This window comes from Kitasatospora sp. NPDC001664, assembly GCF_053596675.1.
In genome coordinates this window covers 77,399-92,087 of sequence record NZ_JBSFGS010000004.1, presented here as the reverse complement: position 1 = coordinate 92,087, position 14,689 = coordinate 77,399, and the positions used below count along the sequence as shown (strand labels likewise).

General features: G+C 71.6%; 11 protein-coding genes. 8 read left to right on the top strand and 3 right to left on the bottom strand.

Annotated elements, in window-relative coordinates; translation table 11 throughout:
- Window positions 1-447 precede the first annotated feature (447 nt).
- The 3 genes from ACWCYY_RS07455 to gcl all read left to right on the top strand — a co-directional run bounded on the left by ACWCYY_RS07455 (window position 448) and on the right by gcl (window position 6,132).
- Window positions 448-1,866: an APC family permease gene (locus ACWCYY_RS07455; protein WP_449795413.1), complete on the top strand. Its 1,419-nt coding sequence runs from the start codon at window positions 448-450 to the stop codon at window positions 1,864-1,866.
- A 250-nt stretch (window positions 1,867-2,116) separates the two neighbouring features.
- Complete coding sequence (locus ACWCYY_RS07450) at window positions 2,117-4,117, top strand: oxidoreductase (protein ID WP_449795412.1); 2,001 nt, start codon at window positions 2,117-2,119, stop codon at window positions 4,115-4,117.
- A gap of 236 nt (window positions 4,118-4,353) precedes the next feature.
- Window positions 4,354-6,132 (top strand): glyoxylate carboligase, encoded by a 1,779-nt coding sequence (gcl, locus tag ACWCYY_RS07445; protein ID WP_449795411.1) that lies wholly within the window; start codon window positions 4,354-4,356, stop codon window positions 6,130-6,132.
- Window positions 6,133-6,192: 60 nt separating this feature from the next.
- Here gcl and ACWCYY_RS07440 read toward each other — a convergent pair whose 3' ends face one another.
- Together ACWCYY_RS07440 and ACWCYY_RS07435 are read right to left on the bottom strand one after the other, a co-directional pair.
- Complete coding sequence (locus ACWCYY_RS07440; protein ID WP_345287518.1) at window positions 6,193-7,371, bottom strand: alginate lyase family protein; 1,179 nt, start codon at window positions 7,369-7,371, stop codon at window positions 6,193-6,195.
- 20 nt (window positions 7,372-7,391) lie between these two features.
- Window positions 7,392-8,786 (bottom strand): ricin-type beta-trefoil lectin domain protein, encoded by a 1,395-nt coding sequence (locus ACWCYY_RS07435; RefSeq protein ID WP_449795410.1) that lies wholly within the window; start codon window positions 8,784-8,786, stop codon window positions 7,392-7,394.
- A 249-nt stretch (window positions 8,787-9,035) separates the two neighbouring features.
- Here ACWCYY_RS07435 and ACWCYY_RS07430 point away from each other — a divergent pair, with 249 nt between their 5' ends.
- Both ACWCYY_RS07430 and ACWCYY_RS07425 read left to right on the top strand, forming a co-directional pair.
- Window positions 9,036-10,889 (top strand): ricin-type beta-trefoil lectin domain protein, encoded by a 1,854-nt coding sequence (locus tag ACWCYY_RS07430; RefSeq protein WP_449795409.1) that lies wholly within the window; start codon window positions 9,036-9,038, stop codon window positions 10,887-10,889.
- 112 nt (window positions 10,890-11,001) lie between these two features.
- On the top strand, window positions 11,002-11,835 hold the full coding sequence (locus tag ACWCYY_RS07425) for a S1 family peptidase (protein ID WP_345287515.1): 834 nt from the start codon (window positions 11,002-11,004) through the stop codon (window positions 11,833-11,835).
- Between the two features lie 64 nt (window positions 11,836-11,899).
- Here ACWCYY_RS07425 and ACWCYY_RS07420 read toward each other — a convergent pair whose 3' ends face one another.
- A complete protein-coding gene (locus ACWCYY_RS07420) occupies window positions 11,900-12,265 on the bottom strand; it encodes a DoxX family protein (RefSeq protein WP_345287514.1) in 366 nt (121 codons plus the stop codon).
- A 237-nt stretch (window positions 12,266-12,502) separates the two neighbouring features.
- On the opposite strand from ACWCYY_RS07420, the gene ACWCYY_RS07415 reads away from it, so the two are divergent.
- From ACWCYY_RS07415 to ACWCYY_RS07405, 3 genes are all read left to right on the top strand, one after another.
- Window positions 12,503-12,904 carry a sortase-dependent protein gene (locus ACWCYY_RS07415; protein ID WP_345287512.1) on the top strand — a complete coding sequence of 134 codons (402 nt, stop codon included), beginning with the start codon at window positions 12,503-12,505 and terminating at the stop codon, window positions 12,902-12,904.
- Window positions 12,905-12,907: 3 nt separating this feature from the next.
- On the top strand, window positions 12,908-13,702 hold the full coding sequence (locus ACWCYY_RS07410) for a class F sortase (RefSeq protein WP_449795408.1): 795 nt from the start codon (window positions 12,908-12,910) through the stop codon (window positions 13,700-13,702).
- 146 nt (window positions 13,703-13,848) lie between these two features.
- A complete protein-coding gene (locus ACWCYY_RS07405) occupies window positions 13,849-14,625 on the top strand; it encodes an FG-GAP repeat protein (protein ID WP_345287509.1) in 777 nt (258 codons plus the stop codon).
- Window positions 14,626-14,689 lie beyond the last annotated feature (64 nt).

Below are 14,689 nucleotides of genomic sequence, written 5' to 3'. Positions count from 1 at the left end.
GGACGGCCGTTCGGCCGAGTACTGAGACCGCGGCCGGGGTGGCCGAAATGTTATGGATCAATTCCCCCACCCCGGCTGCGGTTATCGTCGCGGCCCGGGGAGGCCGCCGTTTGGGGCACTCTTTGCCCTGGACCGTGCCGCGATCATTGATTCCAAGGTCAACTAAGTGTTGAAGTGATGCAGGGTCATGTGGGGCTGGTCACACTCCTTCGATCGGCAGGAGTGGGAGGGGAGGCCTCGGGGCATGCGCGCCGCGCACGGCCTCTTATGACAACGGATTCCGCAGCACTTCCGTCGTTGACTGCGCCCCTTTCGCCCGCTTCCATGGCCGCCGGGAGCGACCGAAACCACGAAGCACCGGCAGACCTGCCTGGAGGAGATATCCGCTCCCGCACCAGCACCACCCACGAAGCGCGTCCCCCAGCGCCGAGCCGATCGGAAGCCGCCATGACCGACATCCTCGACCCGCCGTCCGCCTCCACGGCGGTGGCCACCGATCAGAGCGCCGGCTCCCCCAAGAAGCTGGCCAGGTCGCTCGGTGTGGTCGGCGGCACGCTGCTCACGCTCTCCTGCGTGACCCCGGCCTCCTCGCTCTTCGTGATCGTCCCGGACCTGTTCAGCTCGCTCGGCACCTACACCGCGCTGGCGATCGGCATCGGCACCCTGCTCTGCATCGCGGTGGCGTTCTGCTACTCCGAGCTCGGCACCCTGATCCCCAGCGCGGGCGGCGAGTACGCGATGGTCGGCACCCTGGCGGGCCGCTTCGCGGGCTGGCTGGTCTTCATCCAGTCGCTGATCGTGGTGATGATCGTGCCCTCGCTGATCGCGATGGGCACCGCGGACTACCTCGAACCGATCATCCACATCGACCCCGCGATCGCGGGCGCCGCCGTGATGATCGCGGCCACCGTGGCCGGCCTGCTCGACCTGCGGGCCAACGCCTGGCTGACCGGCATCTTCCTGGTGCTGGAGGTGATCGCCTGCGCGGTGGTCTCCTTCCTCGGCTTCTCCAACAGCGAGCGCGGCCTCTCCAGCCTGACCCACGGTCAGGTGGTCACCGACGGCGCCACCAGCCCGGTCGGCCTCTCGCTGATCCTGGCCGCGATGGGCACCGCGCTCTTCGTCACCCAGGGCTTCTCCACCGCCATCTACCTCTCCGAGGAGCTGGAGAACCCGCGCCGCAACGTCGCCCGCACCGTGCTGTGGACCCTCGGCCTCTCCGCCGTGATCATCCTGGTGCCGGTCATCGCCATCACCGTCGGCGCCCCGGACCTGGCGGCGCTGAGCGAGGGCAACGTCTCCGCTCTGGTGGACGGCTGGGCCGGCTCCTCGGTCGGCACCTTCGTCAGCCTCTGCATCGCGCTGGCCATCGTCAACGCCGGCATCGTGATGGTCATCCAGAACTCCCGGGTGCTCTTCGCCTCCGGCCGTGACCGCGCCTGGCCGCAGCCGGTGAACAACGCCTTCGGCACCCTCAACCGCTTCAGCGCCCCGTGGATCTCCACCCTCGCGGTCGGCCTGCCCGGCGCGGCGCTCTGCTTCGTCCCGCAGGACCTGCTCACCAACATCACCGGTGTCGCCGTCGCCGCGCTCTACCTGCTGGTCGCGGTGGCCGCGCTGTTCGCCCGCAAGGGCCAGCACAAGCACGTCCCGGCCTGGCGCCAGCCGCTCTGGCCCGCGCTGCCGGTGATCCTGATCCTGGTGCTCGGCTACGTGCTGACCCAGCTCGACGTCAAGGCGCTGCTCTGGACCGGCGGCATCACCGTCGTCGCCGCCCTCTACTGGCTGCTCTACCTCCGCCCCCGGCAGGAGACCCGCTGGGTGATCACCGTCCCCGAGGACGAGCAGGAGGCCGCGCGGGTCTGACGCGCGGCAGGACAGACGACAGCGGGAGGACCGTCCACCGGACGGTCCTCCCGCTGTTTCGTGCGCCCTACCACCCTTCAACCCATCCCCCTGAGTGTCACCAGAACGGGCACCTGCGGAAACGGGCCATCAGGGTGACGTTGGATCACCTGCTTGTCCGTTGGTAGGCCCAATGCCGGGCGGGGTGATCTGCGCCATGGTCCATGTGCAACTAGTTGCATAGCAGGTGCCACGCCCCTACCGTGCTGGCATGACCTCGTACCCGCACCTGCTGCGCCCGCTGGACCTGGGCTTCACCACCCTCCCGAACCGGGTGATCATGGGCTCGATGCACGTCGGCCTGGAGGAGGCCGAGCACGGCTTCGAGCGTATGGCGGAGTTCTACGCCACCCGGGCCCGGGCCGGCGTCGGCCTGATCGTCACCGGCGGCATCGCGCCGAACGAGGCCGGCCGCCCCTGGGACGGCGGGGCCAAGCTGACCACCGCCGAGGAGGCAGCCGAGCACCGCGTGATCACCGAGGCGGTGCACGGAGCCGGTGGCCGGATCGCCCTGCAGCTGCTGCACTTCGGCCGCTACGCCTACCACCCCGCCCTGGTCGCGCCGAGCGCCGTACAGGCCCCGATCAGCCCCTTCCCGCCCCGTGCGCTCACCGACGAGGAGGTCGAGCGGACCATCGAGGACTTCGCGGACGCGGCGGCCCTGGCGCAGTCGGCCGGGTACGACGGCGTGGAGATCATGGGGTCCGAGGGCTACCTGATCAACGAGTTCATCGCCTCCCACACCAACCACCGCGAGGACCGCTGGGGCGGCTCGTACGAGAACCGGATGCGCTTCCCGGTGGAGATCGTGCGGCGGGTGCGCGAGCGGGTCAGGCCGGAGTTCATCCTGATCTACCGGCTCTCCATGCTGGACCTGGTCCCCGGCGGCTCCACGCTGCCCGAGGTGGTGCAGCTGGCCAAGGCGGTCGAGGCGGCCGGGGCGACCATCATCAACACCGGCATCGGCTGGCACGAGGCCCGCATCCCGACCATCGCCACCTCGGTGCCGCGCGGCGCCTGGGCCTGGGTGACCAAGCAGCTGATGGGCGAGGTCTCCGTCCCGCTGGTGACCAGCAACCGGATCAACACCCCCGAGCTGGCCGAGCAGCTGCTCGCCGACGGACACGCCGACCTGGTCTCGCTGGCCCGTCCGCTGCTGGCCGACCCGGAGTTCGTGGCCAAGGCCGCGGCCGGGGCGCCGGAGGCGATCAACACCTGCATCGGCTGCAACCAGGCCTGCCTGGACCACACCTTCAGCGGCCGGATCACCTCCTGCCTGGTCAACCCCCGGGCCTGCCACGAGACCGAGCTGGTGCTCGGGCCGACCCAGCGGAAGAAGCGGATCGGCGTGGTCGGGGCCGGCCCGGCCGGGCTCGGTTTCGCGGTCGCGGCCGCCGAGTGCGGCCACGCCGTCACGCTCTTCGACGCGGACGACCGGATCGGCGGGCAGCTGAACGTGGCGCGCCGGGTGCCCGGCAAGCAGGAGTTCGACGAGACCCTGCGGTACTTCCGCCACCAGCTGGCGGAGCGTCAGGTCGAGCTGCGGCTCGGCGAGTTGGCGAATGCCGAGCAGCTGCTGGCCGAGGGCTACGACGAGGTGGTGCTGGCCACCGGTGTCACCCCGCGCACGCCCGACATCCCCGGCGTGGACCACCCGAGCGTGCTCGGCTACCTGGACGTGCTGCGCGGCGGTGCCGAGGTCGGCGAGCGGGTGGCCATCATCGGCGCGGGCGGCATCGGCTTCGACGTGGCCGAGTACCTGACGGACTCGGGGGCCGACTTCTACGCCAGCTGGGGCATCGACACCGAGCACCGGGAGCGCGGCGGGCTGCGCGCCCCGGAGAAGGAGCTGCCGCCCCGTCAGGTGCACCTGATCCAGCGCAAGGCCGGCAAGGTCGGCGCGGGCCTCGGCAAGACCACCGGCTGGATCCACCGGCAGGAGATCGCCAAGCGGGGCGTGGTGACCGTCTCCGGCGCCGAGTACCGGAAGATCGACGACGAGGGCCTGCACCTGGTGGTGGACGGCGAGGAGCGGGTGCTCGCGGTGGACACCGTGGTGCTCTGCGCCGGGCAGGAGCCTCGCCGCGAGCTCCACGACGCCCTGGTGGCGGGCGGCGCCTCGGTGCACCTGATCGGCGGCGCGGACGTGGCCGCCGAGCTGGACGCCAAGCGCGCGATCGACCAGGGCACCAGGCTGGCCGCCGCCCTCTAGGCCGCTCCGGCCCGTACCGGCCGTACCGGTCGCAGGAGCCGTACCGACAGCTGATCCGAAGGCCCCCGGGATGCCCCGGGGGCCTTTCGCATGCCCGCGTCGTGGTTCGTCCTTCGGACCCACTCTTGACGTTTTGTTGAAGCCGCCCTAGCTTGTCTTTCGTATCCCAGAACAATGCTTCCGCATCGTGGAAGTTGCTGGAGCCCGACGGACGCAGGAGTGAACCGATGCCTCGTATGACAGCAGCCGCAGCCGCAGTTGAGATCCTCAAGCTCGAGGGCGTCGAGGTCGCGTTCGGCGTGCCGGGCGCCGCGATCAACCCCTTCTACAAGGCGCTGAAGCTGGTCGGTGGCATCGGCCACACGCTGGCCCGCCACGTCGAGGGCGCCTCGCACATGGCCGAGGGCTACACCCGGGCCAAGGCCGGGAACATCGGTGTCTGCATCGGCACCTCCGGCCCGGCCGGCACCGACATGATCACCGGGCTCTACTCGGCCATCGCCGACTCGATCCCGATCCTGTGCATCACCGGCCAGGCGCCGGTCTCCAAGCTGCACAAGGAGGACTTCCAGGCGGTCGACATCGCCTCGATCGCCAAGCCGGTCACCAAGGCGGCCACCACCGTCCTGGAGGCGGCCCAGGTCCCCGGCGTCTTCCAGCAGGCCTTCCACCTGATGCGCTCCGGCCGTCCGGGCCCGGTCCTGATCGACCTGCCGATCGACGTCCAGCTGACCGAGATCGAGTTCGACCCGGCGACCTACCAGCCGCTGCCGGTCTACAAGCCGGCCGCCTCCAAGGCCCAGATCGAGAAGGCCATCTCCTTCCTGCTGGCCTCCGAGCGCCCGCTGATCGTCGCGGGCGGCGGCGTCATCAACGCCGACGCCACCGAGCTGCTGGTCGAGTTCGCCGAGCTGACGGGCGTTCCGGTCATCTCCACCCTGATGGGCTGGGGCACCATCCCGGACGACCACGAGCTGGCCGCCGGCATGGTCGGCGTCCAGACCTCGCACCGCTACGGCAACGCGACCTTCCTGGAGTCCGACTTCGTCCTCGGCATCGGCAACCGCTGGGCCAACCGCCACACCGGCTACAACCTGGACGCCTACCGCGGTGACCGCAAGTTCGTCCACGTCGACATCGAGCCGACCCAGATCGGCCGGATCTTCCCGCCGGACTACGGTGTCGTCTCCGACGCCAAGGCCGCGCTGGAGCTCTTCATCGAGGTCGCCAAGGAGCTGAAGGCGGAGGGCAAGCTGCCCGACTTCACCGCCTGGGCCGCCTCCGCGCAGGAGCGCAAGGCCACCCTGCAGCGCCGCACCCACTTCGACAACGTGCCGATCAAGCCGCAGCGCGTCTACGAGGAGATGAACAAGGCCTTCGGCCCGGAGACCCGCTACGTCACCACCATCGGCCTCTCGCAGATCGCCGCCGCCCAGTTCCTGCACGTCTACAACAAGCGGAACTGGATCAACTGCGGCCAGGCCGGCCCGCTCGGCTGGACCATCCCGGCCGCGATCGGCGCGGCGGTCGCCGACCCGGAGACCCCGATCGTCGCGCTCTCCGGCGACTACGACTTCCAGTTCATGATCGAGGAGCTGGCGGTCGCCGCCCAGCACAAGGTCCCCTACGTCCACGTCCTGGTGAACAACGCCTACCTCGGCCTGATCCGCCAGGCCCAGGTCAACCTGGACATCAACTTCCAGGTCAACCTGGAGTTCGAGAACATCAACGCCCCCGAGCTCGGCGTCTACGGCGTCGACCACGTCAAGGTCGCCGAGGGCCTGGGCGTCAAGGCGATCCGCGTCACCGACCCGAACGAGCTGGGCGCCGCCTTCGAGGAGGCCAAGAAGCTGGCCGCCGAGTACCGCGTCCCGGTCGTCGTCGAGGCCATCCTGGAGCGGGTCACCAACATCTCGATGAGCAAGACCGTCGACATGTCGAACGTGACCGAGTTCGAGGAGCTCGCCACCGAGCCCGGCCACGCCCCGACCGCGATCAAGGCCCTCCAGGTCTGATCCGCCATCAGCACACCGCTGCCCGGCACCGCCCACTACGGTGCCGGGCAGCGGTGCGTCTCAGGCCGGGTTGCCGGCGTGGGTGAGGGTCTCCCAGGCGGTGAAGAGGTTGTTGGTGCCCGCCGGGCGCTGACGTTCGGTCAGCAGCTGGGTGTTGGTCATGCCGTAGCCGAGGCGGTCGTGCAGGGCGTTGTAGCCGACCTCGGTGACCGGGCCGAGGGACTGCTCCAGGGTGCCGCCGCAGAGCCAGGACGGGACGGCGGTGCCCAGCTGGTACTTGGACTGCAGGCCCAGGGCGTGCCGCAGGCGGTCGGCCACCTCGGGGTAGAGGTCCTGGCCCTGGATCCGGGAGGTCTCGGCGACGTGCGAGATCGCGGAGAGGCCGTAGCCGGTGTGGGTGAGGTCGCGGCAGGTCTCCTGGGTGAGGCCGTCGACGAAGGTGGACTGGCCCTGCCAGTAGCCGACGATCTCGTCCCGGGTGTCCAGGCCGCTGCCGGGGACGGTGCGGGGGAGCGGGCCGTCGGAGGCGAGGTAGACGTAGGCGGGGACGCGGTTGCGGTACAGGGAGACGGCCTTGTCGTAGGCGGCGCGGTCGTTCAGGAAGACCGCGATGCCGATCGAGGCCTCGACCATACTGAGCTCCCAGTTCCCGTTGGAGCGCGAGCCGTTCGCGACCTCGGGCAGGTAGACGGTGCGCAGCATGGTTCCGAAGCGGGTGACCCGGTCCGGGGCCCACTTGCCGTAGGTGTAGCGGACGAGCTCGGCGGCCCGGGGCCAGACCGAGGCGGACCAGGCGGCCTGCAGCGGGGCGTTGCTGTTGGTGTGGTCGGTGATCGTGCCCGACCAGGCGTCCATGATCTGGATCGCCCTCTCGGCGTAGCGGGCGTCCCGGGTGAGGTACCACTCCAGGGCGAGGGTGTACGCCGCGATGGCGTCCTCCCGCTCGTCGGTGCAGCCGATGTTGGGGTTGGAGTAGGAGCCGCACTCCACGACGGCGCGCGGCTTGGGCGTGCGGCTCAGCGAGGCGTACTTGGAGGCGTGCATCTGGTCGTAGGCCGCCTTCCAGGGCTGGGCCCCGGCCTGGACCTTGGCCCGGACGAAGTCCAACTGCCCGGCGGAGACCAGGACTCCGGGGTGCGTGAAGGTGGCGGGGGCGGCGTGCGCGGCGGTGGAGGCGGCGGGGAGCAGGCCGAGGGCGGTGGCGAGCACGGCCGCCCCGGCGAGGGCGCGACGGAGCATGGCGGGGTCCTCTCGGTGCGTCAGGCGGGCAGCAGCCACTGCTGGTTGGCGGCGCCGAAGCAGTCCCAGATCTGCAGCCGGGTGCCGTTGGCGGAGCTGGGCCCGGTGGCGTCCAGGCAGCGGCCGGAGGCCGGGTTGACCAGGGTGGAGCCGGAGCCGGGCTGCCACTTCTGCGCGCCGGAGCCGTTGCAGTCCCAGAGCTGGAGCTTGCTGCCGTTGGCGGTGGCGGCGCTGGTGACGTCCAGGCACTTGCCGAGCGCCTGGAGCGAGCCGTCGGCGGCCACCGTCCAGTTCTGCGCGGCGGTGCCGTTGCAGTCGTAGAGCTGGATCGCGGTGCCGTTGGCGGTGGCCGCGGCCGCGACGTCCACGCACTTGCCGCCGTAGCCGGTGATCCGGCCGGTCGGGCGGGGCGAACTCCCGCCGCCGGTAACGCCGTTGAAGGTGCGGGCGAACTGGTACGGGCTCTGCGAGGTGCCGCTGCAGGAGTCCGACAGGGTGCCGTTGCTGGCGCAGGCCTTGTCCCGGCCGAGGGCCCAGAAGGCGAGCAGCTGGATGCCGCGGGCCCGGGCGAAGTCGGTGAGGGTGGTGGCGTTGGCGGTGGTGAAGACCTCGGCCTGGGTGTCGTTGACCCCGATCATCGGGGTGTTGCCCTCCATCGCCCAGAGCTGCTGGGAGGTCTTGCCGGTCCAGATCGAGCCGAGCTGGCCGTGCAGCGCGGTGGCGGCGTCGGTGGCGGCCTTGCCCATGTCCATGGCCGGGCCGTAGTCCATGGTCATGATGTTGACCACGCCGACGTTCAGCCCGCGGCTCTTGGCGTTGTTCAGCAGGCTGATCGAATTGCCCTCCAGGCCGGTCGGGTTGACCGGGAGGGTGTAGTGCACGGCGAGGCTGCGCCCGGCCGCCGCGTACTCCTGCTGGAGCTGGGCCAGCGCCTGGTTGCGCCGGTCGTTGGCGGTGGTGTCGTTGAGGGCGCCGCCCTCGATGTCGAGGTCGATCTTGGTCAGGTTGAGGGTGTCCACCACCCGCTTGTACTGGGCCTTGAGCGAGCTGACGGAGGTGCAGGCCTGGCCGAGCTCGGTGCCGGCCGCGCCGCCGAAGGAGGCGATCACGTCGCCGCCGGCGGCCCGCAGCGAGTTCACCGCCGAGGTCCAACCGGCGTCCCCGATCGGGGTGTTGCCGTTGAAGGTGGCGTTGCAGCTGCCGTCGCTGATCACGAAGGCCAGGGTGAAGTACTTGAGACCGGTGGCGTTGCGGGCGTCGGCCAGGGCGTTGGGCGACTTCCAGGTCTCCACGTAGGGGGCGGCGTACTGGGCGGGGAAGCCGGGGCCGGGGTTGGCGGCGGCGTGGGCGGTGCCGGGCAGGGCGCCGAGGGCGGTGGCCAGCACCGCTCCCGTGACGAGGGCGCGACGAAGCATGGGGGACTCCAGGGGACGTGTGGGGGAGCGCTCTCCGGAGAGCAGCACGGAGTCAACTGGAGTAGACCACGGAGCGTCAAGAGGTCTGGAAGGAAAGGCAACAGATCGGAAGCCGAAGAGTCCGCTTGACCTGCATCGTCCACATCATTCACGAGTTGACGGTAAATCAGGCATTGGTCTAGGCCTTGACGCCTTGCTGCGTACAGGAGTTGAATCTGCGGCCATCCCCCCACCCCCGAGGAGTCCCCCATGCTCCGAACCAGTCGCGCCGCCGCGGCGCTGCTCTCCGGTGTGCTCGCGGCCGGCGGTCTGCTGGCCGCCGCGCCCACCGCCTCCGCCGCCGGAGAGACCGTGTCGGTCTGGCTCACCACCACCGACGACGCGGGCGGCCGGCACGTCACCCGAGGCCTGCAGCCGCAGGCCGCCACCGCCTTCGCGGCCGGCTCCGGCGCCGGCCAGCAGATCACCGTGGACGAGTCGGTCCGGTACCAGCAGTTCACCGGTGGCGGCGCCTCGTTCACCGACACCGCCGCCTGGCTGCTGAACAGCAGCGGCGTCCCCGCAGCGACCCGGGACGCCACCATGCGCAAGCTGTTCTCGCCCACCGAGGGCATCGGGCTGTCGATGATCCGCAACCCGATGGGCGCCTCCGACCTGGCGCGCTACGGCTACACCTACGACGACCGGCCGGCCGGCCAGACCGACCCGGGCCTCGCCAACTTCTCCGTCGCCCACGACCTGGTGGACGTGCTGCCGCTGACGAAGCAGGCCAAGCAGCTCAACCCCGCGCTCACCACGATGGCCAGCCCGTGGACCGCGCCCGCCTGGATGAAGGACAGCGGCTCGCTGAACGGCGGCTGGCTGAAGGCCGAGCACTACGGCTCCTACGCCCAGTACTTCGTGAAGTACGTGCAGGCGTACCAGGCCCAGGGCGTCCCGGTGGACTACCTCACCGTGCAGAACGAGCCGACCTGCTGCGGCGGTTACCCGTCGATGAGCTGGAACGGCTCCGGCCTGGCCTACTTCACCAAGAACAACCTGCTGCCCGCCCTGGCCGGAGCCGGGCTGAGCAGCAAGGTGCTCGCGCTGGACTGGAACTGGGACCAGTACGCCGGCTACGGCGCACCCGTGGTGGACGACCCGGCGATCCGCAGCCACCCCAACTTCGGCGGCATCGCCTGGCACGGCTACGGCGGCGACGTCGCGACCCAGACCGCGGTGCACGACCAGTACCCGGGGGTGGACGCCTTCGGCACCGAGCACTCCGGCGGCACCTGGATCGCCGACCAGCAGCGCGAGGACATGCGCAACATCATCGACTACACCCGCAACTGGGGTAAGTCGGTGGTCAAGTGGAGCCTCGCGGTGGACCAGAACGGCGGCCCGCACTTCGGCGGCTGCGGCACCTGCACCGGGCTGGTCACGGTGCAGAACGGCGGCTCGCGGGCCGGGCAGGTGGACTACACGGTGGAGTACTACACCATGGGCCACCTGACCAAGTTCGTGAAGCCGGGCGCCTACCGGATCGCCTCCACCGCCAACTCGGCCGTGCCGAACGTGGCGTGGCGCAACCCCGACGGCTCCAAGGCGCTGATCGCGTACAACGACAGCGGCACCGCGCAGACCGTCCGGGTCAACTGGGGCGGCCAGAGCTTCGGGTACCAGCTCCCGGCGAAGACCTCGGCCACCTTCACCTGGGCCGGCACGCCGGGCGGCGGTGGCGGGCGCACCGGTCAGGTGACCGGCCTGGCCGGGAAATGCCTGGACGTGGCGGCGGCCGGTACGGCCAACGGCACCGCCGTGCAGCTCTACGACTGCAACTCCACCGCCGCGCAGAGCTGGACGGTCGCCACCGACGGAACGGTCCGGGCGCTGGGCAAGTGCCTGGACGTGAACGGGGCTTCGAGCGCGGACGGCACCAAGGTGCAGCTCTGGGACTGCAACGGCTCGGACGCCCAGCGCTGGACGCCGACCGGGGACGGCACCCTGCGGGCGCTCGGCAAGTGCCTGGACGTGACCGGCAACACCTCCGCCAACGGGACGCCGGTCCAGCTCTGGACTTGCTTCGCGGGGGCCAACCAGCGCTGGACGCTGCCGGCCTGAGGCGCGGCGGGTGCGACGGGTGGGGCCAACTGTCAAGTGATGCAGTGCTCTTGACTTTTGAGTCATGTGCACGCCAAGTTGGTCCCACCCCCACACTCGAGAGGCAGTTCTCATGAAGAAGCCGCTCCTCGGCGCCGCCTGCGCGCTCGTGCTCGCCGGTGCTCCGGTCCTGGCCGCCACCCCGGCCTCGGCCGCCCCCTCCGCTCCGCTCGCGGCCGTGGACTTCGCGGGCACCGTGGCGCTCAGCAACTGCTCCGGCTCGCTGGTGCGCCTGCCCAACTCCCAGGCGGGCGACCCGGCCCTGATCCTCTCCAACGGCCACTGCCTGGACACCGGCATGCCGACCGCGGGCCAGGTGCTGGTGAACCGCTCCTCCAGCCGCACCTTCTCGCTGCTCAACTCGGCCGGCACCAAGGTCGCCACGCTGCGCGCCACCAAGATGGTCTACGGCACCATGACCGACACCGACGTGTCGATCTACCAGCTGAACACCACCTACGCCGCCATCAAGAGCTCGTACAACATCAGCCCGCTCACCGTCTCGGCGAGCCACCCGACCGCGGGCACCGCGATCAAGGTGGTCTCCGGCTACTGGAAGCGGATCTACTCCTGCAACGTCGACGGCTTCGTCTACCGTCTGAAGGAGGGGAGTTGGACCTTCAAGGACTCGGTCCGCTACACCTCCAGCTGCAACACCATCGGCGGCACCTCCGGCTCCCCGGTGGTGGACGCCAACACCGGCCAGGTGGTCGCGGTCAACAACACCGGGAACGAGGACGGCCAGCGCTGCACGGTGAACAACCCGTGCGAGGTCGACCAGGCCGGCAACGTCACGGTCCGCCAGGGCATCAACTACGCCCAGCAGACCTACCTGATCCCCGGCTGCTTCGGCCCGGGCAACGTGCTCAACCTCTCGCTCGCCGGCTGCGCCCTGCCCAAGCCCTGACCGACCCTCCTCCAGCGGCCGTCTCCTGGCCGACGGCGTGGCCCCGCTGCCCGGGGCCACGCCGTCAGGCGTTCCGCCGCACCCGCAATGCCCAGAGCACCAAGGGAAGTTGGGCGGGCACCCGGGCGAGCGCGGCGCCCCGCAGCGCGGCCGGGCGGTGCCGCCAGTCGTACGCCATCTTGACGTTGGCGGGCAGCACGGCGACGAACAGCCCGGCTGCGGCCAGCGCCCCCGCCCGCCTGGTCCTGGGCAGCGCCACCGCCGCGCCGACCGCCAGCTCGGCCACCCCGCTGACCTGGGTCCAGAGCCGGGGGGTGCCCGGCAGCGAGCGCGGCACGATGGCGTCGAACTGGCGCGGCACCACGAAATGGGCGACGCCGGCCCCGAGCAGCAGGCCGCTCAGCAGCTTGGCGGAACGCGTGGACGACACGTGGCCTCCCGGGCCGGGCGGGCGGCACCGGAACGGCGCCGCGACTGTTACCGGAGAGTAGCCGCCGGATCCGCCGGGCGGAAGACGCCGCCCGCCGCAGGGCCGGACGGACTGTTACAGAGCCTCGCGGTGGCTGTTACACGACCGGCCGACCACCGTGAGGTGCGGTTCCTAACGTCTGCCGTACCAACTCCCGGCCACCGGGCCGGGGGTGGCGAGCAATCGGGAGGAACCCCCATGGCAGGCACCACGAACATCCGCCGCGCGCTGCGCTTCGCCCTGGTCTCCGCAGGCGTCGCCGGTGCGGTGGCCCTCTCCGGCGCGGCCGCCCACGCCGACGGCAGCACCCCGGCCCCGCAGCCCTCGGCGTCCGTCTCCTCGCCGGCCGCGAAGCCCACCGCCGTCCCCAGCTCCCCGGCCCCGGCCGTCGAGAAGCCCACCGCCTCCGCGAGCCTGCCGGCCGGCAAGGGCAGCGCCGACCCGCAGGTCAAGGTGGTCCCCAAGGGCGGCGCCCAGACCGGTGAGGGCGAGAGCAAGGACTCCACCGCCACCCTGGTCCTCGGCTCGGGCCTGGCCGCCGCCGGTGCGGCCGGCATCGGCTTCGCGGTGCTGCGTCGCCGTGCCGGCGCCCGGGGCTAAGGCGTGAGCGCCGGATCACGCCGGGCGGCGCGCGACCGGGCGCGCGGCCCGCAGACGCCCGCCGACGCGGCGGAGCCGCACGAGGACCGGGCCGACGTGATCCGGCAGCCGCGGCACCGCCGTCGCCGCCGCCCGCGCTGGGCACCGGCCGCAGTGGCGGGGGCGCTGGCGCTGGGCGCCGGTGCGGTCCTGATCGGTGGCTGTTCGGCCGAGCAGCCACCGGTGCGGATCGCGGCCGCCGGGCAGTCGGTCCAGTCCGGGCAGTCGGTCCAGTCCGGACCGGCGGGCGGGGGAGCGGCGCAGTCCGCCACCACCCCGACGAAGCGTCAGGACACGGCGCCGCAGGGCGCGGTGGCCCCGCCCAGCAGGCTGGTGATCCCCCGGATCGGGGTGGACGCGCCCGTCGGGGCGACCGGCCTCAACCCGGACGGCACGGTCGAGGTGCCGCCGATGGACCGCCCCGAGCAGGTCGGCTGGTACCGCAACGGACCGGCCCCGGGCCAGACCGGCCCGGCCGTGCTGCTCGGTCACCTGGACACCCGCAAGGGCCCGGCGGTCTTCCACCGGCTGCCGCAGCTCGCCCCGGGCGACCGGATCGAGCTGCGCCGGGAGGACGGCAGCACCGTCGCGTTCCGGGTGCGCGAGCTGAAGCAGTACCCGAAGGACGGGTTCCCGACCGAGCTGGTCTACGGGAACACCAGCACCGCGCAGCTCAGGCTGATCACCTGTGGCGGTGCGCTCGGCGGCGACGGGCACTACAAGGACAACATCATCGTGCTCGCCGACCTCCAGGCCTGACCCGTCCGCACCTCCGCACCGTCGGCGCGTCCGCGCCGTCCGTCCGACCTGGGCGGACGGTGCGGACGTGCCGTCGGGCAGACTTGACCACCGATCACCGATCACCGATCACCGAGCACCGACCCCACCGGAAGGCGACCAGCACCGTGAGCCGATGGCCCCGCCGTACCGCCCCGGGCTGGGGCGCCGTCCTGCTCGTGGTGGTCGCCGCGCTCTCCGGCTGCGGCGGCGCCGGGCAGCTGCACGACGCCGGCCCGGCCCGCGCGGTGGCGCTGCACCCCGTCTCCGAACCGCTCTGGCCCGAGGACGTGGCCTCCGCCGAGCCCTCCCCCTCGCCCTCCGGCTCGCGGCCGCCGCTCTCCCCGGTGCCCGGGATCACGGTCGCGAACGAGGACCTCCGCTCCGTCGACCTGCGCGCGCTGCTGACCAAGGACCCCGAGCTGCGGCCGGAGGAGAGCAAGGCCCTGACGGGCTGTCAGGGCTGCGCCGTCCGCCCCGCCCAGCTCCGCGACCTGAACGGGGACGGCCGTCCGGAGCTGCTCACCGCCGTGCAGTTCGGCTCGGGCTCCGGCTCCTCCTACCTCCACGTCTACGAGCTGCGCGGCGGCCGCCTCTACCCGGTGCTCACCCAGCAGGTGGAGAGCGGCTTCACGGCCGAGACCGTCGGGCCGAAGCTGGTGGTGCGCGAGCCCGACCGCACCAGGACCACCTACGCCTGGGACGAGGACCGGCTGCTGGTGGAGGACCGGCAGATCACCGGCCCCGGGGCCGACGGCGCGTACTGCGATCCGACCGCGGCGCCCACCGCCAAGATCGAGAAGGGCTCCGAGCCGAAGGTCTCGACGGCCCCCACCCCGGCCCCGCAGAAGCCCGCGCCCAAGCCGGTGCTCCCCAGCCCCGTCCCGTCCAGGTCGGCCGCGTGAGCGGCCCCGCACCCCGGAGCGTCCCCGTGCCCGAGACCGCCCCCGCCGCCCCGCGCATCCTGCT